This window comes from Sporomusa sp. KB1, assembly GCF_007830295.1.
Lineage (GTDB): Bacteria > Bacillota > Negativicutes > Sporomusales > Sporomusaceae > Sporomusa.
Genome location: NZ_VLKC01000002.1, coordinates 3,945,796 through 3,965,664, shown reverse-complemented (window position 1 = coordinate 3,965,664; position 19,869 = coordinate 3,945,796). Strand labels below are relative to the sequence as shown.

Here is a 19,869-nt window from a genome sequence, read left to right as displayed (position 1 = left end):
CCTGCCTGCGTACCTCCCACCTCCCATGGTAAATAAAAAAAATAGCCCAGCTAAGTTGCTGGGTTGGAGAAGTGTTTATAATAGGTATGGTATAGTTAGAATTATATATCTCTATTTTTAGAATTTCCTTAGAAATGTTTGGAAATTGAAAATAGCCGTTCCAAGCTACAGTCCGTATACAACAATATTCCTATAAATATATAGAATTCGACTCGTAAGCCTTTGTGGCAATAGCTGAAAGATAATCGATAGTTTTGCTTGTTGAGGAATTTGTATTATTCTGGGACGAACTAAAACTTGAGTTAAAAGCGGAACTGGAACTGCTTAGCGTTATTTTGCCGCACTGCCCACAACCTGTGCAGGTACTATTGCCCAAAGGACAGGAATTACTGGCTGATGCCGTACCGCCTCCACCCGCACTTTGAGTAGCTACCGCGCTGCTGGCGGAACTAGTTGCTGAAACTGTGTTCACGGAAAGTGCATTGTTCATTGCCGTTTCAAATTCCGACTCTGTTAAGGAGCCCGAACTGTCCGTATCAATGCTGCTATAAAGATTTGCAGCCATCTCTGCCGTCACATCACTAGGACGTGACGCCAAAAATTCTGACTCACTCACTAAACCGTCACTGTCGGTGTCCATGTTACTGTACATTTCCGCTGTCGACAGCATAGTCGATGCTGCCACCCCAGACATTTGAAAAGTGTCACCATCGGAATTAATGGCTGTTACCCTTTCCAAATTAGTAACAGTTGATGTGCTGTTACTGCTATTCGTGTTGCTGGAAGTTAGATTTTGAGAGTAATACTGGCTTAATAGCGCCATCATACTACTACTGTCTATGGATGATACACTCATATTATCACCTCCCTTTTTTCAAAATTTTACCATCTAAATATTACAATAATATTTCACCTATTTACAGATTCTGTTTAATTTTTATAACGAAGACAAGAAAATGTTGTTAATTTTCTAAGGGATATAAATCAACCCAGCTAGCGAAGCATTACCTTTGTTGAGCAAAAAATCCTTAAAATCCTGCAAAGCATCAAATACCTGTGTAAATTTTAGGCGCAGCCAAAAACGAAAAAATGTATGCGACACGCCCCCGAAAATAGGAATTCGATTTAAGGTATACATTGTAGAATTCATCCTATTCCGTCCAAAATTTACAGTAAAAGCGGCTCGATACCCTGCTTCTTTTGTTAACTGAATAATTCGTTGGTCGTATTTGCCTCCCGGATAGGCTAAGTATTCAACTTTTTTCCCAAGCCTCCATTCCAATGCTTGCTTAGAATTAACCAATTGGGCATAAACCTCTTCGTCTGAAGCCTTGGGCAATGTAATATGACTTAACGTGTGATTTTCAAAATTAATACCGTTATCACTCATTTCCCTTATTTGCTGCCAAGTTAAATACCTGCTATTATTTCCTGCGAAATCAGTAATTAAAAATATCGTCGCTTTAAAATGATATTTTTGCAGAATGGGATAGGCCACTTGATAATTATCTTCATAGCCATCATCAAAAGTAATCAAAACCGGTTTATTGGGAAGCTCTTTTCCATATTGTAAATAGTCCGCTAGCTGTTCTGGTGAAATAGCGGTATACCCCTCTTGATATAAATACTTGATTTGTGCTTCAAACTCGGTATCGCTAAGCGTTAATACGTTATGGCTTTCGTTATTGATTTGATGATAATTTAGAACTGGTATACCTTGAAAATAAGTTAAGGCGATATAACTCAGTCCCAAGATAAAGAATAAAATTAACGTTACTACTCGATTCATTTTCTTCGAAAATAAGTGCAAAAAAAAAGCATCTCCTTATGTGTTTTTAAGCTAATTGTCCAACAAGCCTGGCCTAAGTTATAGGAAACTCTCCATTTTTTCTTGACTTATTATTATCACGGGATTTTTTAAAGGATCCAGCCATTCCAGCAATTCAGCCAGGTCCTTCTCGCTCATCGCAACACAGCCTAATGTAGGACTATCATGACTCCGCCAAATATGTGCGAATATAGCACTGCCCCTGCCTGCTACTCTTGATTCAGTATTATATTCAATAACAAAGCCTATTTTATATAAATTATCATCTCGCTTCATCTTCTCGCATGATCCCACAGATAGACATTGCCGGACCAATCGATTATAGTTTGCAGAAGCCGGATCATCAACCCAATAATCATTTTGAGTCAGATGAATATATGGCAGTTTTGTACTACATGTGTCATAACCAAATGCACGTTTAATGTCATAAACGCCATCCGGTGTATACCCATCCCCCTCTTTCTTTTCCCCAGATGAAAGTATCCCATTTCTTCCCAGAGATGCTTTTATTGTTGACGATATTTGTTTCCATTCTCCTTTTTGCTTTTCCCAAGAAGTTACTATTCCTTGCATTTTTTCATTATTTCCCGGTTGAACCAGTATAACTTGGCAAACTCTCTCATCTATTACTACCATAGCAAACATTATCTCCCTGGCAAATGATTTCTTCCTATTCTCCCCAATCAGCCTCTTACCCAACTTTTCCAATTTATAACTTTCACTTACATATATAGAATTCCTGCCAAATCCAGATAGAATTGCAAAAATTATTATATTTAATAGTATTGTAGTTCATTACCGGTAAAACATTAATTTTTACACTATTAGGCTATGCTGACAGCTAATTCCATAGGAGCATGGCAAAGGGACAACCAGATGGCAAATCTGCCGGTTTCTCAACTTCTAAAATAGGACAATCAATAATTCAACTGTAATACATCGTTCACAATGTAATGTACTCCGACCATTGGGCTTGGAATTTTTACATTCAAAACTTGCATAAGATTTAACATAAAAGCAACTACTAGTAAAACAGAACATATCCAAAACTCTCGCCAGTATTTTTTCCTTATTAGCATAGCTCCTTGAACAAAAGCAATGATTGCGTATATTCCACATAGCAAAATTATCATCTAGCATACTCCTATTTTATGGTTTGATCATTACTTAAAACATTCTTAGGGGGTACGTCACGCTTGGGTTGATTGCGCATAGCAGCAGTAAGCAATAATATAGACGGAAATACAACTACAAATAGAGTTGCAACTATTGGCCAGGTGTTTTGAGCACTAATATTATGATCAATCGTTGATTCGTAGACAATCATGGATAATGTAACAGAAATACCACCAACAGGAATTATTACAGGTAGATACGTCCGCAAACGCAACAACTGGGAAAAAGAAACTACGACAGCATGATAAAGTATACTGCACTTGACAAATAACAAAATTGTATGACCAGTTGCAATTAAAATATCCATTCTGGTTAAAATATTTCCAATATTAATCAATCGCGTTGCCTGCAAAGAGGGAGAAGACCAAATAAATTCCGTGCTTCCCAATATTGCTGTGTTTCTTATGGCAATTATCAAAAAGCTTATTCCGCCCAGTATAAATCCTATAGTGGTGCTTTTTGCTACCGAATTTATGTTATTGATATATGGAAGCACCATCAAAAATACTACAATTTCACCAAAAGGCATTACAGTAACAACATGTATTCCATGCAAAAAATCTTGCCAAGGAACAACAAATATCGGTAGAAAGTTGGAAAAATTCATATCTTTAAGTAAAAAGAGGAATGTGCTACAAATAATAAGTAAAGCGACTACTACAAATAAAAAACTGAGCCTTGCCAGTACTTCTATTCCTACTGTCAAGGTATATGCACACACTATAACAAATATAACAATAAAAAATGCCATGGGTGTTTCTGGCATAAAGATCAAAAGAAAATTACCTAACCCTTTTAAATTAAATACAAGTAACAGCCAAAAAAAACATAAATAAAGAATAGAAACTACCTTTCCCAAAAACGTTCCAAACGTAATTTCTAAAATAGCTATAAGATTTCGACCAGCGAATTTTTTTCCAAGCTCAATATAGATAGCAATAATAGGAAAAGTTATTATAAATCCTGCCAGTACAGCTAACCATGTATCATGCTTGGTCAGATTGCCGATAAAGGATATAAATATTACAGAGCCCTGAATAAAAGCGCCGATTAAATAAATCAATTCACCTTTCGAAATCTTACTTGACTCATAATGCACAACTTCTCATTTCCTTAGTTGCACTGTTTCAGAAAGAGTGCCAGTGCTGCGTATTTTAGTATCAACATTAATAACATAATCAATGTCCGAATACATTTTATCCCATTGATGCCGAAATATTTGCCACTCATCAGGGAAATTTTGGTATACAATATTGCCAAAACCAAAAATATCACTATTGAATTGTTTCGATTTATTTAATGCGGCTAGAATTTCTTGTTTTATTACATTAGCCTGCAACCGTTCTACCTCTTTAATAAACTCTAAAGTAGCAAGGTTTTTTTCCGTTGTCTGTTCCCCTAATGCGGCACTTTCCGAAACCTTGATATGCATTATAACCTGTCCATTCCTAATTTCAGGCTTAATCTCACTATCAGCTTTTGAAATCTCGAGTGACACTTTTCCCTTGCCATCCGGGCTATCAATTAGGATAATCCCACCCTTTACGTCCCCTTTTACCCAGAGAAGGCCGCGTGTTTCGGTTTCATTTAGTATGCCGACCATTTTACCATATTTAAATACGGCCATTCCTAAAGCTTCAACTTCTTTGGCTCCTCCCGCCTGAGTGATTGAGAGCAAAGGAACTACTGGTGTCGTTGTTTCACTCATAAGCTGTTCAGTTAAATCAAATAGCGTAACTGCCGTAAAATGTGACGTAGATTGATAGGCTCTGATAGTTTTGATTATATTGGTAATTGGTAATTTCTCTGTTTCAGAATCTACCGCAAGAATATCGGCCGCATCCCCTGTTGCAACCGCAACCAATAGTTTAGGACGTAATTCATGATCACGCAGAAAAAAGTCAATAACATTCTCTAGGCCATCTTCTGCTAAACTTCTACCCAGAATGATAATTTCATTATGTGTAAAAAAAAGTTTTTTCCCTAGAACATGAGTTGTTTTTCTGATCGCCTCAAAAACTGTTTCGCCAGCCATTGATATATTTGAATATGCTTTACCCCCACTTCCTTTATTTCCTTCTGGCGACGCTCCCTGCACAGCTTCAGGTTTTGCAATTTGAGCTGTTAGTACTAGATGATCTAACGCTGTCGTTTTATCAATACCCACTCCCATGACTAACGACATAGTATTCAAATCCTTTGCACTCCAGCAACCAGTAAGCGTTATTACCGCAATCAAGATTCCAATAATTGCTGTTCTTTTCATACAACCTCTCTTACTCCCTAGGACTGTGTTTATCATTTTCTGAGATGAATGACCGTGCAGGAAAACCTTGCCGTATTATATCTGATGGATTTAATATGGCAGGGCGTTTGGTCATGGCCCACAAAGGAACTCGAAAAAATGCATCCTTTAATCCTGAAAGAGATAGCGGTGCAAAAGGGGATAAAAAGGGAATTCCGAAAGATCGTAATGAAGCAAGATGTAAGAGAAAAGTCAAAGTAACCATCAGTATGCCAAAACCACCGGCTATCCCCGCAGCGAGCAACAAGCAAAGTCGAACAATCACGCTTGAATCAGCTTGGGCAGGTATTACAAAACTTGAAATTGCCGTTATCCCGACTACGATAACCATAATCGGGCTTATCAATCCTGCGCTTACTGCCGTCTGACCAATAACTAGTGCTCCAACAATACTTACCGCTGAACCAACTGGCCGCGGTAGTCGCACTCCAGCTTCACGTAAAATCTCGAAAACTGCACCCATGGCGAGCGCTTCAAAAACTGCAGGAAAAGGAACTTTCCCCCTACCTGCGGCAAAAGCAATCAATAAGGGAGTTGGAATCAACTCCTGATGGAAGGTAATCAGCGCAACATATACGGCAGGAGAAAATACACTAATAAAGTATGCCAGGAATCGGATCAGTCGTAGTAGTGATCCAAAATAGGGTCTAACATAATAATCCTCTGGACTTTGAAAGCTTTCAATAAGAAGTGTTGGTACCGTAAGAGCAATCGGACTGCCATCAACTAAAATAGCGGCACGCCCTTCGAGCAATTTGGCTGCAACGATATCTGGCTTTTCACTATTTGCTATTGTTGCAAAAATAGAATAGGGACTATCTTCAATAAACGCTTCAATATACCCGGAATCAAGAATTGCATCCGTATTGATCCTGTTAAGACGAATTTTTATTTCTTCAACCAATTTATCGTTTGCAACATTTGATAAATAGGCAATACATACATCTGTTTTGGTTTGATGACCAATTTTTATAATTTCAAAGCGAAGATATGAATTGTGAATTTTGCGCCTCAACAAAGGTAAGTTTATCTGAATACTCTCAGAAAACCCTTCTCTAGGCCCTCGAACAACGTTGTCTGTATCGGGTTTTTCTACCCCGCGAGTTTCCCATTTAGCAGTATTAATAATTAAAGCCTCAGATATACCGTCTATGAACAGAATAGATTCTCCAGCTAGCAGATAGTTCTTTAGATCGCTCATCTGATCAGATTTTTTGATATCACCTACGGTTAACACTTCTTTTTGTATGATATCAATTGTAGGAAGATGGTACTTATCCTGGTTTTCTCTCCTCATCAGCGGGGTTAGAATATTATTATTTATGATCTCTTTATCGGTCAAACCATCAACATATATCAAACTACCTTTTCGTTTTGTTAAACCAAAATCAAATTCACGAATTATTATATCACTACTTGCGAGTATACCTTTCATGATTTCTAGATTTTGGGATAAATTGGATGAGACGGGGGAATATTCAATTTGCCCTGTACTGTTTTTTTCATATGCCAAAGCTAGCGGTGAAAGTCGTAAAAATTGCCTCTCTAGAACTTCTAATTCTGCCTTAATGATTTCAATTTCGGTATTCACTTGGCTACTCTTTAAAAGATTAGCTGTCCGCTGCATTACTTCCAATAGTCGTTCTGCAAAAGTAAGTAAGGCCTCTAAACTTTTTGCAGAGTATACCATATCTGCCTCTGCCGAATTGAAAAGGTATTTTTGCGAGCTATAATGCTCGGAAATCTGGTTTTCCCCGAAATTTAAAATTACATTTCGAAAATAATTATATATTCTCGAAACTATTTTTTGCATAAGTAGACATCCTTTTTATAAGGTATTTACAGTATTCCCAATAAATTTCCTGCTATTCTTAACTATGCGAGTGAAAGAACTGGACAAGTAGTACTAGCAACAGAAACGCCTGAGGGTGGTTGCCCCCAGGCTTACTCATAATGATATCAGGACCGAAAGGATAATCCTCTATGGCCCCTGGCTTAGTTAGGCAATATGCAAACAGGTCTTTGAATTTCAGCTGCTCAGCTCTCACAAATCCGGCTCATCGCAATATCAAGTGCCTCTGCAGCAGTATTTGCATAGTCAAGTTTAACCCACTTTCGCTCATCCAGATAGGAACCCTCGTAGGCCATCCCCCGTACTCTTGAAGCCCACCCGCCAGAAGCTTCGACGATTACGACAGGCTTACGGTTTAAATAGGCTGCAGATAACTCGCCCAAAGTACCATTGCCTCCGGCTATCATGATTATTACATCAGAAGAATGCACTAAAATTAGACTTCTATAATCGAAACTCAGTCCCGTCGAAATCGGGATATCTATATACTCATTCGCAACTTCCACGTTATCACCAGGAAGAATACCCACGACCAGCCCATTTGCTTGTTTCGCTCCCCGTGATACTGCACCCATTACCCCACTCGTTCCGCCAGTAAAAAGAATTGCCCCGCGCAACGCAATTTCCTTACCTATTTCTTCAGCTAATACACATGTTTCTGCTGGTATTTCGCCTGACTGTCCAATTACCCCGATCCGTATCAAAATCATCCCCGTCCTTTCGACTTATTGTTTAGTATATTATTCCACAATATTACAGCTGGCCCCTGCAAACCAAGCAGTATCTGCCATATTCTTAGCTGCCGCCAGGAAGGATTCTACATTAATATAAAGAATTGTTTAATGAGGAGGAATGTATAATGAAAAAATTTTTACTTATAATTATTTTTGTCATGGTAACCAACGTATGCTTTGCAGAAGATGTATACACTGTTACAGAAAGTGGTTTTACTAAGTATCTTCACACAGAATCATTAAAAGCGAAAGTTATTTCTAAGACTGAGCAAGAATCGCTTTTCGAAATGACATATAGTTTAATCTGTATACCGGATAAGGATTCTTTAGCTAACTTAAGAAGTCAAACCTTTGATAATAGAATTAACTTTGAAAAACAAACTTTCACTTTTAAATGCTCTTTTAGTAAAAATAGCAATCAATGGAACCAAGACGGATCTGTTTGGCTAAATAGTGATCAGCTTTGGGGCGATTCCCCGGAAAAATGTTTGTATGAATCACACGGCAACATGCCAGGCGGCGCCTATTATGGAAACACTCCCGAAGCAGTCTTTAACAGAAACATTATTATCGCCGCTTACAATTATGTTATTGCCCATAATTTAATTGTATATTATTGAGTATAAAAAAAGACTTGGCACAAACCAAGTCTTTTCTTATTGCAAGAATACTATTTCATTTATTAGAACATTGCTCTGTTCCAGGATTTTCTACAGGGATATCCAGTGTAAATTTCCCCAGCTTTCCTGAACGAAAATCAGTAAGAATCATTCTTCTCGCTTTCTCGCAGTCCACTGCACCGCCGCTCCGTAAACAGCCCCGTTTGGCAGCGATTAAAGCAAGCAGCTCATTTGTATCTTCAGTTAACTGCTCTGGGGTAAGTTTATAGCGTTCACATAAGCGGTCACGGTAACGCGCATTAAGTATTTCGAGTAAATTCAGGATAACCTTCTCCATATCATAGATATCATCTTTAATTGCACCAGTTACAGCTAATTTAACGGCAACTTCCTGATCATCCATCCTAGGCCATAGTACGCCCGGAGTGTCCAGTAATTCAAGATTTTTACCAATTTTCAGCCATTGCTGCCCGCGTGTCACACCGGGTTTATCCCCTGTTTTCGCTGTTGCTGTACCTAACAGGCGATTGATAAGTGAAGATTTGCCTACGTTGGGAATACCTAAAATCATAGCTCGTACAGCGCGTCCTTTTATCCCTTTGGCAGCTAATTTAGCAATTTTTTCACTGGCCTCTTGTTCAACTTTATTTGCCAGTTCTTTGGTTCCTTTACCACTGGCAGAATCAAGAGTTACCGTTGTAAAACCCAAATTGCAAAAATGCCTAACCCACTCGACTGTCCGTGCCGGCTCAGCAAGGTCGGCTTTATTTAGTGCCACCACTCTAGGTTTACCCGCCACAAGTTCAGCAATAATAGGATTGGCACTGCTTAAAGGGATACGGGCATCTAATAGTTCTATTACTACATCAATCAGCTTCAGCTGCTCGCGAATCATACGTTGCGCTTTGGTCATATGACCGGGAAACCAGTGAATGTGCATTGTGTCACACTCCTTACTAAGAAACATATACTATCTATAGTGTATAGTTACGGCAATGTTTTTATGTGGTCAAGAGGCCAAAAAATAGTAACTGCTTTTCCCTTTACGAGTTCTAGCGGTACAAAACCGACATCTTTAAAACGACTATCTTCTGAATTGTTGCGGTTATCGCCCATTACATAGATATGCCCTTCGGGAACAGTTGCCGCAGGATAAGACCCCTTAATCCGTTCTAATATGTAAGGCTCATTTAAAAGCTGTCCATTAAGAAATACTCTGCCGTCTTTTATTTCGACAGTATCTCCAGCTACTGCTATTACCCGCTTAATAAAATCGCGGCTGGGATCGCGAGGATAGCGAAATACCAGTACTTCGCCTCTTTCGGGTGTCTTAAAACGATAAATAAACTTATTGACAACAAGACGTTCGCCATCTACCAGCGTTGGTCGCATCGATGGTCCTTCGACCATATATAGTTCTACAATAAAATACCGGATAAAAAACGCCAGCAATACGGCTATGAGAATAGATATTACCCAGTCTTTTATTTCCTCACCCAAATTCGTGTTACTCACAGCGTTCCTCCTTTGAAACAGGTATGGTCACTGTCACTCTGTGGAGATCTAAAACTTCTACTAGGAGAATTAAGAAAAGGGACTGAAATCAGTCCCTAGACACATTGAATTAGCGTTTTTCTTTGATACGTGCAGCTTTACCAGTAAGATTACGCAGATAGTATAACTTTGCTCTGCGAACAATACCGCGACGCATTACTTCAATTTTTTCAATACGGGGAGAATGTACTGGGAAAGTACGCTCTACACCAACATTATAGGAAACGCGTCTTACAATGAAAGTTTCTCGTACACCGCAGCCCTGACGGTTAATGACCACGCCTTCAAAAACCTGAATACGTTCACGAGTGCCCTCAACAACTTTTACATGTACGCGCACGGTGTCACCTGGCTTAAAGGACGGGATATCCTGACGCAATTGTTCTTGTTCCAAAATTTCAATAATATTCATTTGATTTTCCTCCTTATATCAGACGTTCGTACTATAGGCAGAGGACCGTCCGTATTTCACAAAACGTATTATATCACATATTAACCAGCAACTCAAACTAAAATACTGTGATTTACGGGTTTTTCCACCAGTATTCACCTAATAGGCGGTCAAGAATGATCGCGACAGCGGCACGAACAGGCAAGTGATTATAATTTCCTGGTCCATAAATAGGTTCTAATATATAATCAAATTGCTTCATTACTGAATTCTCAATGCCCCAACCAGTACCAAACAAGAGTAAAAATGGTCTATCGGTATCACTAAGTTGCTGGCGAAGTTTAGCATAGGAAACAGTATTGTCATAGCTACGAGCATCGGTAGTAACTATTATGGGCGGCATTCCTTCCTTTGCTGCAATATAATCAACTGCCGCCGCAATATCTGGAATAACTTCCAGTATGCTTAGCGCTTCTTTACGGTCAGGATTATACTGTCCCCCATACCCCTCTTGCCAATAACTAATAATTTCTTCAGCTAACGCCTTTTGGGCCTCTAGGGGGTGAATAACAAAATATTTTAGCACATTATACGTTCGAGCCGTTCGGGCAATATCATGGATATCAAAATTAGTAATAGCAGTCGTAACTATCTCATTATTTTTATTATATATCGGATAATGTACTAAACCTAAATATACAGGCATTGCCATATTCAGCCTCCCGCCTGTTCAGACTTTATTTCCTGCAAAAGTTTATCATCAAGAGGATTTAGCTCAACGTTATTCATTAAATCCGGCCGACGTTCCAGAGTTGCCCGCAGTGATTCTTTACGTCGCCATTTTTCAATTTTAGCATGATCTCCGGAAAGCAGTATTTCCGGTACTTCCCAACCGTTAAATTCACGCGGTCGTGTATAGTGCGGATATTCCAGCAAACCATTATAAAAAGAATCGTGCTGCGCACTATCGTCAGCGCCAAGAACCCCTGGGATCATACGAGCCACGGCATCAGTAATTACCATAGCAGGTAATTCGCCACCTGTTAGTACATAATCGCCAATGGAAATTGCTTCATCAACCACATGTTCACGAATCCTGGCATCAATACCTTCATAGTGGCCGCAAAGAAATATCAGCTGTTCATACCCTGCAAGTTCCCGGGCTTTCGCCTGGTCAAATGACTGTCCGCCTGGGCACATAAGAATTATCCGCCTGCGTAAAGTGTTATTGGCATTTACTACACTTTCCACGGCACGGAATATTGGCTCAGGCTTCATGACCATGCCTGCCCCGCCACCAAACGGGGCATCATCTACAATACGATGTTTGTCATAAGTAAAATCCCGGGGATTTGTTACATGAATAGAGATAAGTCCATTGTCCTGCGCTCGTTTTAAAATGCTATGACCTAGCGGACCTGTAAACATTTCGGGAAATAGTGAAATAATGTCAATACGCATAACTGTCCTCTGTTTAGTCCATTTCTTCCTGCAGTTTTACTATCATTTGCTTACCTAAAATGTCAATTTTCTTAACAACTTCTTTAATGGCAGGGATTAACAATTCACTCTTGTCTTGTTGCTTAACAACATAAACATCATTGCTGCCTGGTTGCAGCACATCAGTTATCGTTCCCAATAAAAGGCCTTCTTCAGTAAATACATTGAGCCCAATAATATCAAAAATATAATAGCGGCCTTCAGGCAGTTTAACTGCATCTTCACGCCTGATTTTAATCAATTTGCCACGTAAGTGCTCAATATCATTGATAGAATCAAGCTTGGCAAATTTTAGTAAAATAAACTTTTTGTGTTGTCTGGCCGACTCTAATGCAAGCTCACCAACATCATCAACAAGCACCTTAGTAAGATCATAAAATCGGTCGGGAAAATCGGTCAGCGGTACTATACGAACGTCACCCCGCACACCGTGCGGGGCAACAATTTTACCGATGGTAATCAACTCGGTTTTAGGCATATTAGCTACGAAAAGCAATGACTTTGCCATCTTCAAGCAAAATTTCAGTTGCCATCAGTTTATGAAGATCATCGCCAATATTTATAGTAACGACTCTATCCATAGTACCCTGAACAATTTCCGCACCGATTTCCAGTTGGGCTGTGTCTTTCAACTTATCCAACATATGGTTTTTAAATTCAAGGCGTTTTTGCCGCTCAGCATCAATCTGCTGGCGGAGACCAACAAGACCTTGAGCATCTTGCTTTGCCTGTTCACTCATCATACGTTTAGCATGAAAATCAATTTGCTGAAGTTCCAGATCCGCCTTTTTAATGGCTTCCTGAATTTCAGCTGCCACTTGTGCTTTAAGATCTTCGGTTACTTTTGCTTTAATGGTCACCGGACACTTAATTGTCAAGCTTTCGATATTAGCCATTTGCTCCACCCCTTCGGTCATCAGATTAACAGTTTACTTATAATATTTCTACCATTACTCGTTTGTTTTCCCGGGTGGCCGCAGCTTTGACCACAGTGCGAATAGCTTTGGCGATACGCCCCTGCTTACCAATTATCTTTCCCATATCTTCAGGGGCCACATGCAGTTCATAGACTGTACCTGCATTATCATTTGTCTCGTTAACATTGACTTGTTCCGGGTTTTTCACTAATGCTTTGGCGATAACTTCGACTAATTCTTTCATGTAGTTATCACGCCTCGTTTCTATGCTTCTTTCTTAGAGCGCTTTACTTCATCCCATTTTTTCAGGATGCCGGTTTGGCTGAATAGATTTTTAACAGTATCAGTAGGTTGAGCACCTTTTTGGAGCCATGCGATGGCTTTTTCCTCGTCAATCTTGATTACTGCTGGTTCAGTAGTCGAGTCGTAATGACCCAGATTTTCAATAAATCTTCCATCCCGCGGCGAACGAGAGTCAGATACTACTACACGATAGAAAGGACGTTTTTTTGCGCCCATACGCTTTAAGCGAATTTTAACTGCCATTATAAGTCACCTCCTTTACAGAATATCTAACTATTTTAAGAAAAATCATTGCATAAAGGGAAGTTTAAAACTTGGTTTTTTGCCACTTTTTTGCATATCTTTCAGCCGTTTCATCATCTTTTTAGCCTCAACAAATTGCTTTAGCAGGCGATTGACATCCTGAACCCTTGTACCGCTGCCGACAGCAATGCGCTTGCGACGACTGCCATTTATAATAGCTGGGTCACGACGTTCCTTAGCTGTCATAGAGTGAATAATGGCGATGATATGCTTGACTTCTTTATTATCGATATCCAATCCCTGCAGCCCTTTGAGCTTACCCATGCCTGGCAACATACCCAGGATTTGATCAAGTGGCCCCAATTTGCGAACTTGTTCGATTTGCTCCAAGAAATCATCTAATGTAAATTCTTCTTTACGAAGCTTCTTTTGCATTTCTTGTGCTTTTTCTAAGTTAATGGTTGATTCAGCCTTTTCAATAAGGCTGAGAACATCGCCCATACCCAAAATTCGCGAGGCCATACGATCAGGATGAAATTGTTCCAACGCATCCAGCTTTTCGCCCATACCAGCGAACTTGATTGGCTGGCCGGTAACGGCCTTGATTGAGAGAGCAGCACCACCACGGGCGTCACCGTCAAGCTTAGTCAGGATAATACCATCAATACCCAGATCATTGTTGAAGGACTCAGCAACATTAACTGCGTCTTGACCAGTCATAGCGTCAACTACCAGCAGTATTTCGTGAGGCTTAACTGTTTGCTTAATGGATTTGAGTTCATTCATAAGTTCTTCATTAATATGCAGACGGCCTGCCGTATCAATAATCACGATATCACGAGCCATCATCAATGCCTGGTCGACAGCTTTCTTGGCAATGTTGACCGGATTGTCCTGCCCCATAGTAAATACGGGAATCTCAAGTTGCTCGCCTAATACTTCCAGCTGCTTTATGGCGGCCGGACGATAGACGTCAGCCGCTACCATAAGCGGTCGTTTCCCTTGACGTTTTAGAAGATTTGCCAACTTTCCGGCGGTTGTCGTCTTACCTGCCCCTTGCAAACCAACCAACATAATAACTGTCGGCGGCCGTGATGCAATAGCAATACGACTCTGGGTCCCCCCCATTAGATTGGTTAACTCTTCATTTACAATCTTTACCACATGCTGAGCAGGTGTCAGGCTTTCCAGCACTTCCTGGCCAATAGCCCGCTCTTTGATTTTAGCAACTAAATCTTTTACTACTTTAAAATTTACGTCGGCCTCTAAGAGGGCCATTCGCACCTCTTTAAGGGCCTCTGCAACATCACTTTCTGATAATTTTCCCTTGCCACGCAGCTTCTTAAAAGTCTGCTGAAGTTTGTCAGCCAAACTTTCAAAGACCATATATATGTCACACCTCCCGGGTGTCTTCTAGCAACGAATTTAACATAATGATTGCTTGATTTAATTCCGGTATTTTTTTTACAGAATATGGCAGTTGTTGTAAGCTGTCAACTACCTCAACCAGTAGTTTTCGTTCTTGCCTGTAACGAGCAGCCAAACCTAGCTTTTGTTCATATTCTTCCAAGGTTTGTTCAGCTCGCCGTAAAATATCATGTACTGCTTGCCTTGATACATTGAATTCTGCAGCGATTTCTGCCAGCGATAAGTCCTGTAGATAATGCATATTAAGACAGTCACGCTGTTTTTCTGTTAACAGGGCATTGTAAAAATCGTACAACTGTCCCACGCGTAAAACTTTATTTAACATACTGTCCATACATTCACCTGCTTACCTGGCAAGTAAAAATCCTTTACACGGCAGATTATATCAAAAACAAAAAGCTGTGTCAAGTAAAATTACTTGTCGGAAAATAAAGCAGCGGCAAATTCAGCAGCAGCAAATGGCCGAAGGTCATTGACCCCTTCACCCACTCCTATCCACTTGACTGGCAGACTAAGTTCATTATTAATTGCAATTACTACTCCACCCTTTGCGGTACCATCTAATTTAGTTAGTACTACACCTGTAAGGGCAACCGCGTCACCGAACAGCTTTGCCTGACTAATGGCATTCTGACCGGTAGTAGCATCTAGCACAAGTAGGGTTTCGTGCGGCGCCGCTGGTATCTCTTTTGCTATTACTCTATTGATTTTCTTCAATTCTTCCATTAAATTTGCTTTGGTATGCAAACGTCCGGCAGTATCAATCATTACGATATCAACTTTCCGGGCTTTGGCAGCCTGAACAGCATCAAAAGCCACTGCTGCCGGATCTGATCCTTCGGCATGCTTAATTATTTCCGTACCGGCCCGTTGTCCCCAGATTTCGAGTTGATCAATTGCCGCTGCCCTAAAGGTGTCTGCGGCCGCAATAAGTACCTTTTTCCCGGATTCATGATAATAGTTGGCTAGCTTACCAATAGTTGTTGTTTTTCCAACTCCATTTACACCAACAATCAGTATAACAGTCGGTGGATCATATTCTATTGGTTCTGGATGGTGTTTGCAAAGCAACATAGCATTAATTTTATCTTGTAAAAATGGTTTTAAATCATCAGGAGAATTAATCTGCTTATTTCTAATTCCATTACGAATTTCTGTCATTAATTTGGTGGTGGTTGGTACACCGACATCTGCAGAAAGCAGGACTGCTTCCAAATCATCCAGTAATTCGTCTTCAATGGTAGCATAACCGATAACCAATTGTTCTATTTTTTCCGTAAAACTTTTTCTCGTCTTTTCTAATCCAGCTTTCAATTTATCAAAAAACCCCATTGTCATTTCCCCCAAACTGATAGTATATTTTATCCTGCTTTGTCAATAAATTTCACTGAAACTAATCGGGATATTCCAGATTCCTCCATGGTTACACCATGTAATACACTTGCCGCTTCCATAGTGCCCTTTCGATGGGTAACAACAATAAATTGTGTACTTTGGGCATAGTCTTGCAAAAATTCGCTGAACCGCTCTACATTGGCCTCATCGAGTGCTGCGTCAATTTCATCAACTACACAAAATGGAGCTGGGCGAACCGTTAAAATAGCAAATAGCAGCGCTATTACAGTAAGCGAACGCTCGCCACCTGACAAAAGTGCCAGGTTTTGCAACTTCTTTCCTGGCGGCTGCACAATAATATCGATTCCTGTACTAAGAATATTACCCGGCTCAATAAGCACAAGTTCTGCTCGTCCTCCACCAAACAACCGGACAAATACTTCACCAAAAGATTGGCTAATGGCCTTAAATGCCATAGTAAACTGCCTGGACATAGTTGTATCAATATCGCTTATTATTGATGTCAGAGACTCTTTAGCTCGCAGTAAATCACCTGTCTGCGCTTGTAAAAATGAATACCTTTCTTGAACCTTATTGTATTCATTAATAGCTGCCGGATTCACAAAACCAAGAGCCGCAATTTGACTTTCCAAATAAGTTATTGTCTTGAGCAGTTCATCGATACTGTCTGTTCTCTTTAAAGCACGAGCCTCCTCAATAGACAAAGCAAGCTGTCCGGCAAGTTGTTCACGGCAATTATCTGCTTCATAACCATATTTGGCGATAAGCAGCTCTATTTCATGAAGCCGTGCCTGAAGCTCATTACTCTGACGGCGTAACTCTTTAGTTTCTTTATCTACTTTTTGCATGCCTGACAATAGCTCTAGTTTGGCAGCATACTGTGCCTGGCGAGTATCAGTTAATTGACATTTATCACGCTGCAGCTTTTCCTTGCATTCTGCCAATGAGGCAAGCTCGGTTTGCGCCTGGCCAGCCTCAGCTTGAATTTGTTTTTTCTCATTTTGGAGACGAGACAAATGCGTAGTCATTGATACTAGCGTATCTTTAACTTGCTGGCAGGCTGAATCAGTAACTGTTATCTCTTGGGTAGCTGCACTCAGTTTAATCTTGGCATCAGTTAACTCTGCATTCAATACCTGCTGCTCATATTTCATCGACTTAACTTGGTTTTGCCAGTCAACAACCTGAGACTTATGGCTAATTTCCTGGTTTTCCAAAAGAGCAAGAGCTGACTTACCTTGCATAATTTTATTCTGAAACTCAGCAGCCTGCTGCTGACACTCGGCTATCTCGCTGCTAATTGTTTTAAGTGCCAACTCACATTTTTTGGCATCAACTTGATTTCTATCAATATGAATTGCAAGTTCGGTTTGACGAAGTTCTATTTCTTTTAGTCTAGCTTCAACGCAGCCAAGCTTGGAATTAACTTCAGTCATCGCAGTACTACTAACGTTTTTTTCCTGTTCAAAATGTATCCGTTTTTCGCTTACTCTTTCTAAGCTGTGTTTAAGTGTATCTATTTCATTGGTTCTAGCAATAAAACTGGCTTCTTTTCTTCCCCTGCTTCCTCCCGTCAATGACCCGCCGGGATTCACCAACTCACCATCCAAAGTTACAATTCTCACTGAAAAGCCACTATTACGAGCAATTACAAGAGCCGCATTAATGGTTTGGGCAATAATTACCCGTCCCAGCAAATAGTTAACTACAGGCTTATACCGCTCATCAGTACTAACTACCTCTGCAGCAAAACCCAACGCGCCTGGTTGGCTAGCCGCCAACAATTCTGCATCTCTGGGTTTAGTTATTCTAATTGTATTTAAGGGTAAAAACGTTGCCCTCCCCAAATTTTGTGTTTTTAAAAGAGTAATCGCTTGTTTGGCTGTTTGGTCAGTATCAGTAACAATATGCTGTTGAGCGCCGCCTAATGCTACTTCAATCGCATTGACATATTTATCAGGAACAGAGAATAACTGAGCAATCGCACCACAAATACCACTTTTCCAAGAATACTGGCTCTTTAGTATTCCCTTAATGGCCCGGCCAAACCCCTCTAACTCATGCTGCATACTTGACAAAACAGTTAACCTGGATGACTGTTCCTGTATGATACCGGCAATTTGCCGCTCCCTCTCGCTTATAGTAGCAAGCTGGTTTTCCAACTGAGTTGCATCCTTACGTAGAAGTACAGTCTGTCCTTGCAGTTCTTTTTGCTCTGTCGCCAAATATTCAGCCTCATTTTGCAGTTGGCTTTCCGTAGTACGAAATTCAGCCTGTTGCTTTAAATAATCATTATATTCTTTAGCAAGAATATCCTGTTTTCCCATCAACGCGACTGCATCACGTTCAAACATACGTAACGAATTGCGCGCATTAACTACCTGCTGTAAATGATCGAAGGTCTGCTCCTGTCCGGCTTCTAATTGATTTTCCATTTGCTTAATACTGGTAAGCAGCTCATCATTACGAATACTCTTCTCAGCTACCCATCCCTGAATACTTAGAACTTGTTGCTGCTTGACCTCTATTTCGCTTTGCAAGTCAACAAGCTTCGAACCTGCCGTCACATGTTCGTTTGTTATTCGGTCAACCTCACCAATAATTCTTGCTTCAGCCTTATGAGCCTGCTCAATTCGTTCTGTTAGTATTCCGCTTCGACTGTCTATACGTTCACTTTCGGTAGTCATTGCCGTTATTGCCTGGTCACTAAAGATAAGTCGCTCTTCCGCTTGAGCAATTTGCAATGTCAACGACTCTTTCCCATTATCGGCTGAGGTTAGCCGGGTAGTAATGGCAATACTCTGATCGGTCAAATGGGTTTGCTCAAGATTAGCACTTTCAACCATCTTGTTGGCTTTTTCTAACCGTTCCAAAAGCACAGTCGCCTGACAGGCTGTTAGTTCTGCACTTAATTTATTGAAAGTAACAGTCCTGGCGGCACTTTCTTTTAAGGGTTCAAGCTGGGTTTGCAGTTCTGCAATAATATCTTGCACCCTGGTAAGGTTTTGTTCCGCATCCTCGAGTTTACGTAATGCATCCCGTTTACGTTGCTTATACTTTGTTATACCTGCAGCCTCTTCAAATAACAACCGTCGCTCCTCTGGCTTGCTACTCAATATTTCATCCACTTTATTCTGACCAATTACCGTCATTGACTCGCGGCCTAATCCTGTATCAGCCAGAATTTCATGAATATCCTTTAATCTGCAGGCAGTCTTATTAAGATAATATTCGCTATCCCCTGATCTAAATACACGTCTGGTAATGATAACTTCATTAAACTCTAGCGGTAATTGTCCATCACTATTATCAAAAACCAAAGACACCTCGGCTACTCCTAATGGCCTACGTTTAGTACTACCGGCAAAGATAACATCTTCCATTTTTGTACCCCGCAAAGTACGCAAACTCTGCTCACCGAGCGCCCAACGAATAGCATCAGAAATATTGCTTTTACCACTGCCGTTCGGGCCTACGATGGCTGTAATGCCCCGTCCAAATTCCAATTCAATTTTCTCGGCAAACGATTTGAAGCCATAGGCCTCAAGTCTGCGCAATAGCACAATAATCACCCTTACCCGTTATTTAGGTCAATCAAAATTTTACCACGAGCAGTAGGGTAATACAAGTAATATAAAAAAGCCTGCTGCATTTGCAAACAG

The 19,869-nt window shown here is 40.3% G+C and carries 22 protein-coding genes; 1 reads left to right on the top strand and 21 read right to left on the bottom strand.

Features of this window, described 5'->3' with window-relative positions:
• Nucleotides 1-190: 190 nt before the first annotated feature.
• The 8 genes from SALPA_RS22095 to SALPA_RS22060 form a co-directional block, all read right to left on the bottom strand.
• A complete protein-coding gene (locus SALPA_RS22095) occupies nt 191-856 on the bottom strand; it encodes an EF-hand domain-containing protein (protein WP_145099041.1) in 666 nt (221 codons plus the stop codon).
• 114 nt (nt 857-970) lie between these two features.
• Complete coding sequence (locus tag SALPA_RS22090) at nt 971-1,789, bottom strand: polysaccharide deacetylase family protein (protein ID WP_145102186.1); 819 nt, start codon at nt 1,787-1,789, stop codon at nt 971-973.
• Nucleotides 1,790-1,867: 78 nt separating this feature from the next.
• Nucleotides 1,868-2,536: a L,D-transpeptidase gene (locus SALPA_RS22085; RefSeq protein WP_145099038.1), complete on the bottom strand. Its 669-nt coding sequence runs from the start codon at nt 2,534-2,536 to the stop codon at nt 1,868-1,870.
• A 209-nt stretch (nt 2,537-2,745) separates the two neighbouring features.
• Nucleotides 2,746-2,961, bottom strand: coding sequence for a hypothetical protein (locus SALPA_RS22080; protein ID WP_145099035.1), 216 nt, complete (start codon nt 2,959-2,961; stop codon nt 2,746-2,748).
• Nucleotides 2,962-2,972: 11 nt separating this feature from the next.
• On the bottom strand, nt 2,973-4,103 hold the full coding sequence (locus SALPA_RS22075; RefSeq protein WP_145099032.1) for an endospore germination permease: 1,131 nt from the start codon (nt 4,101-4,103) through the stop codon (nt 2,973-2,975).
• 6 nt (nt 4,104-4,109) lie between these two features.
• Nucleotides 4,110-5,270 (bottom strand): Ger(x)C family spore germination protein, encoded by a 1,161-nt coding sequence (locus SALPA_RS22070; protein ID WP_186451174.1) that lies wholly within the window; start codon nt 5,268-5,270, stop codon nt 4,110-4,112.
• A 10-nt stretch (nt 5,271-5,280) separates the two neighbouring features.
• Nucleotides 5,281-7,122, bottom strand: coding sequence for a spore germination protein (locus SALPA_RS22065; RefSeq protein ID WP_222428083.1), 1,842 nt, complete (start codon nt 7,120-7,122; stop codon nt 5,281-5,283).
• 224 nt (nt 7,123-7,346) lie between these two features.
• Nucleotides 7,347-7,871, bottom strand: coding sequence for a TIGR00725 family protein (locus tag SALPA_RS22060; RefSeq protein WP_222428082.1), 525 nt, complete (start codon nt 7,869-7,871; stop codon nt 7,347-7,349).
• 149 nt (nt 7,872-8,020) lie between these two features.
• Here SALPA_RS22060 and SALPA_RS22055 point away from each other — a divergent pair, with 149 nt between their 5' ends.
• Nucleotides 8,021-8,515, top strand: a complete 495-nt coding sequence (locus SALPA_RS22055) for a hypothetical protein (protein WP_145099023.1) — start codon at nt 8,021-8,023, stop codon at nt 8,513-8,515.
• 55 nt (nt 8,516-8,570) lie between these two features.
• On the opposite strand, the gene ylqF is transcribed toward SALPA_RS22055, so the two are convergent.
• The 13 genes from ylqF to smc form a co-directional block, all read right to left on the bottom strand.
• Nucleotides 8,571-9,455: a ribosome biogenesis GTPase YlqF gene (ylqF, locus tag SALPA_RS22050; protein ID WP_145099020.1), complete on the bottom strand. Its 885-nt coding sequence runs from the start codon at nt 9,453-9,455 to the stop codon at nt 8,571-8,573.
• 47 nt (nt 9,456-9,502) lie between these two features.
• Entirely contained in the window at nt 9,503-10,030 is a 528-nt protein-coding gene (lepB, locus tag SALPA_RS22045) for a signal peptidase I (RefSeq protein WP_145099017.1), read from the bottom strand.
• A gap of 109 nt (nt 10,031-10,139) precedes the next feature.
• On the bottom strand, nt 10,140-10,481 hold the full coding sequence (rplS, locus tag SALPA_RS22040) for a 50S ribosomal protein L19 (RefSeq protein WP_094605484.1): 342 nt from the start codon (nt 10,479-10,481) through the stop codon (nt 10,140-10,142).
• A gap of 112 nt (nt 10,482-10,593) precedes the next feature.
• Nucleotides 10,594-11,172, bottom strand: a complete 579-nt coding sequence (locus tag SALPA_RS22035; RefSeq protein WP_145099014.1) for an RNA methyltransferase — start codon at nt 11,170-11,172, stop codon at nt 10,594-10,596.
• A gap of 2 nt (nt 11,173-11,174) precedes the next feature.
• The gene (trmD, locus tag SALPA_RS22030) at nt 11,175-11,921 is read right to left on the bottom strand and encodes a tRNA (guanosine(37)-N1)-methyltransferase TrmD (protein WP_145099010.1); all 747 of its coding nucleotides are present in this window, start codon (nt 11,919-11,921) and stop codon (nt 11,175-11,177) included.
• Between the two features lie 13 nt (nt 11,922-11,934).
• On the bottom strand, nt 11,935-12,468 hold the full coding sequence (gene rimM / locus SALPA_RS22025) for a ribosome maturation factor RimM (protein WP_255451441.1): 534 nt from the start codon (nt 12,466-12,468) through the stop codon (nt 11,935-11,937).
• On the bottom strand, nt 12,440-12,856 hold the full coding sequence (locus tag SALPA_RS22020; protein WP_255451304.1) for a YlqD family protein: 417 nt from the start codon (nt 12,854-12,856) through the stop codon (nt 12,440-12,442). Before SALPA_RS22020 ends, rimM begins: the two co-directional genes overlap by 29 nt.
• A gap of 37 nt (nt 12,857-12,893) precedes the next feature.
• The gene (locus SALPA_RS22015) at nt 12,894-13,121 is read right to left on the bottom strand and encodes a KH domain-containing protein (RefSeq protein WP_021167524.1); all 228 of its coding nucleotides are present in this window, start codon (nt 13,119-13,121) and stop codon (nt 12,894-12,896) included.
• 20 nt (nt 13,122-13,141) lie between these two features.
• Nucleotides 13,142-13,423, bottom strand: coding sequence for a 30S ribosomal protein S16 (gene rpsP, locus SALPA_RS22010; RefSeq protein WP_021167523.1), 282 nt, complete (start codon nt 13,421-13,423; stop codon nt 13,142-13,144).
• Between the two features lie 45 nt (nt 13,424-13,468).
• Entirely contained in the window at nt 13,469-14,809 is a 1,341-nt protein-coding gene (gene ffh / locus SALPA_RS22005) for a signal recognition particle protein (RefSeq protein ID WP_145099007.1), read from the bottom strand.
• Nucleotides 14,810-14,816: 7 nt separating this feature from the next.
• On the bottom strand, nt 14,817-15,185 hold the full coding sequence (ylxM, locus tag SALPA_RS22000; RefSeq protein ID WP_255451303.1) for a YlxM family DNA-binding protein: 369 nt from the start codon (nt 15,183-15,185) through the stop codon (nt 14,817-14,819).
• Nucleotides 15,186-15,265: 80 nt separating this feature from the next.
• On the bottom strand, nt 15,266-16,183 hold the full coding sequence (gene ftsY, locus SALPA_RS21995) for a signal recognition particle-docking protein FtsY (protein WP_145099004.1): 918 nt from the start codon (nt 16,181-16,183) through the stop codon (nt 15,266-15,268).
• 29 nt (nt 16,184-16,212) lie between these two features.
• Nucleotides 16,213-19,779, bottom strand: coding sequence for a chromosome segregation protein SMC (smc, locus tag SALPA_RS21990; RefSeq protein ID WP_255451302.1), 3,567 nt, complete (start codon nt 19,777-19,779; stop codon nt 16,213-16,215).
• Between the last annotated feature and the right edge of the window lie 90 nt (nt 19,780-19,869).

Bases quoted from the DNA above. Each gene is read 5' to 3' on its own strand.
- rplS (WP_094605484.1), bottom strand. From the start codon at position 10,481: ATGAATATTATTGAAATTTTGGAACAAGAACAATTGCGTCAGGATATC.
- SALPA_RS22090 (WP_145102186.1), bottom strand. From the start codon at position 1,789: ATGAATCGAGTAGTAACGTTAATTTTATTCTTTATCTTGGGACTGAGT.
- ffh (WP_145099007.1), bottom strand. From the start codon at position 14,809: ATGGTCTTTGAAAGTTTGGCTGACAAACTTCAGCAGACTTTTAAGAAG.
- trmD (WP_145099010.1), bottom strand. From the start codon at position 11,921: ATGCGTATTGACATTATTTCACTATTTCCCGAAATGTTTACAGGTCCG.
- SALPA_RS22055 (WP_145099023.1), top strand. From the start codon at position 8,021: ATGAAAAAATTTTTACTTATAATTATTTTTGTCATGGTAACCAACGTA.
- rpsP (WP_021167523.1), bottom strand. From the start codon at position 13,423: ATGGCAGTTAAAATTCGCTTAAAGCGTATGGGCGCAAAAAAACGTCCT.
- ylqF (WP_145099020.1), bottom strand. From the start codon at position 9,455: ATGCACATTCACTGGTTTCCCGGTCATATGACCAAAGCGCAACGTATG.
- ftsY (WP_145099004.1), bottom strand. From the start codon at position 16,183: ATGGGGTTTTTTGATAAATTGAAAGCTGGATTAGAAAAGACGAGAAAA.
- SALPA_RS22060 (WP_222428082.1), bottom strand. From the start codon at position 7,871: ATGATTTTGATACGGATCGGGGTAATTGGACAGTCAGGCGAAATACCA.
- SALPA_RS22065 (WP_222428083.1), bottom strand. From the start codon at position 7,122: ATGCAAAAAATAGTTTCGAGAATATATAATTATTTTCGAAATGTAATT.
- SALPA_RS22015 (WP_021167524.1), bottom strand. From the start codon at position 13,121: ATGAAAGAATTAGTCGAAGTTATCGCCAAAGCATTAGTGAAAAACCCG.
- SALPA_RS22035 (WP_145099014.1), bottom strand. From the start codon at position 11,172: ATGGCAATGCCTGTATATTTAGGTTTAGTACATTATCCGATATATAAT.
- rimM (WP_255451441.1), bottom strand. From the start codon at position 12,468: ATGGCAAAGTCATTGCTTTTCGTAGCTAATATGCCTAAAACCGAGTTG.
- SALPA_RS22070 (WP_186451174.1), bottom strand. From the start codon at position 5,270: ATGAAAAGAACAGCAATTATTGGAATCTTGATTGCGGTAATAACGCTT.
- SALPA_RS22020 (WP_255451304.1), bottom strand. From the start codon at position 12,856: ATGGCTAATATCGAAAGCTTGACAATTAAGTGTCCGGTGACCATTAAA.
- SALPA_RS22095 (WP_145099041.1), bottom strand. From the start codon at position 856: ATGAGTGTATCATCCATAGACAGTAGTAGTATGATGGCGCTATTAAGC.
- SALPA_RS22080 (WP_145099035.1), bottom strand. From the start codon at position 2,961: ATGATAATTTTGCTATGTGGAATATACGCAATCATTGCTTTTGTTCAA.
- ylxM (WP_255451303.1), bottom strand. From the start codon at position 15,185: ATGGACAGTATGTTAAATAAAGTTTTACGCGTGGGACAGTTGTACGAT.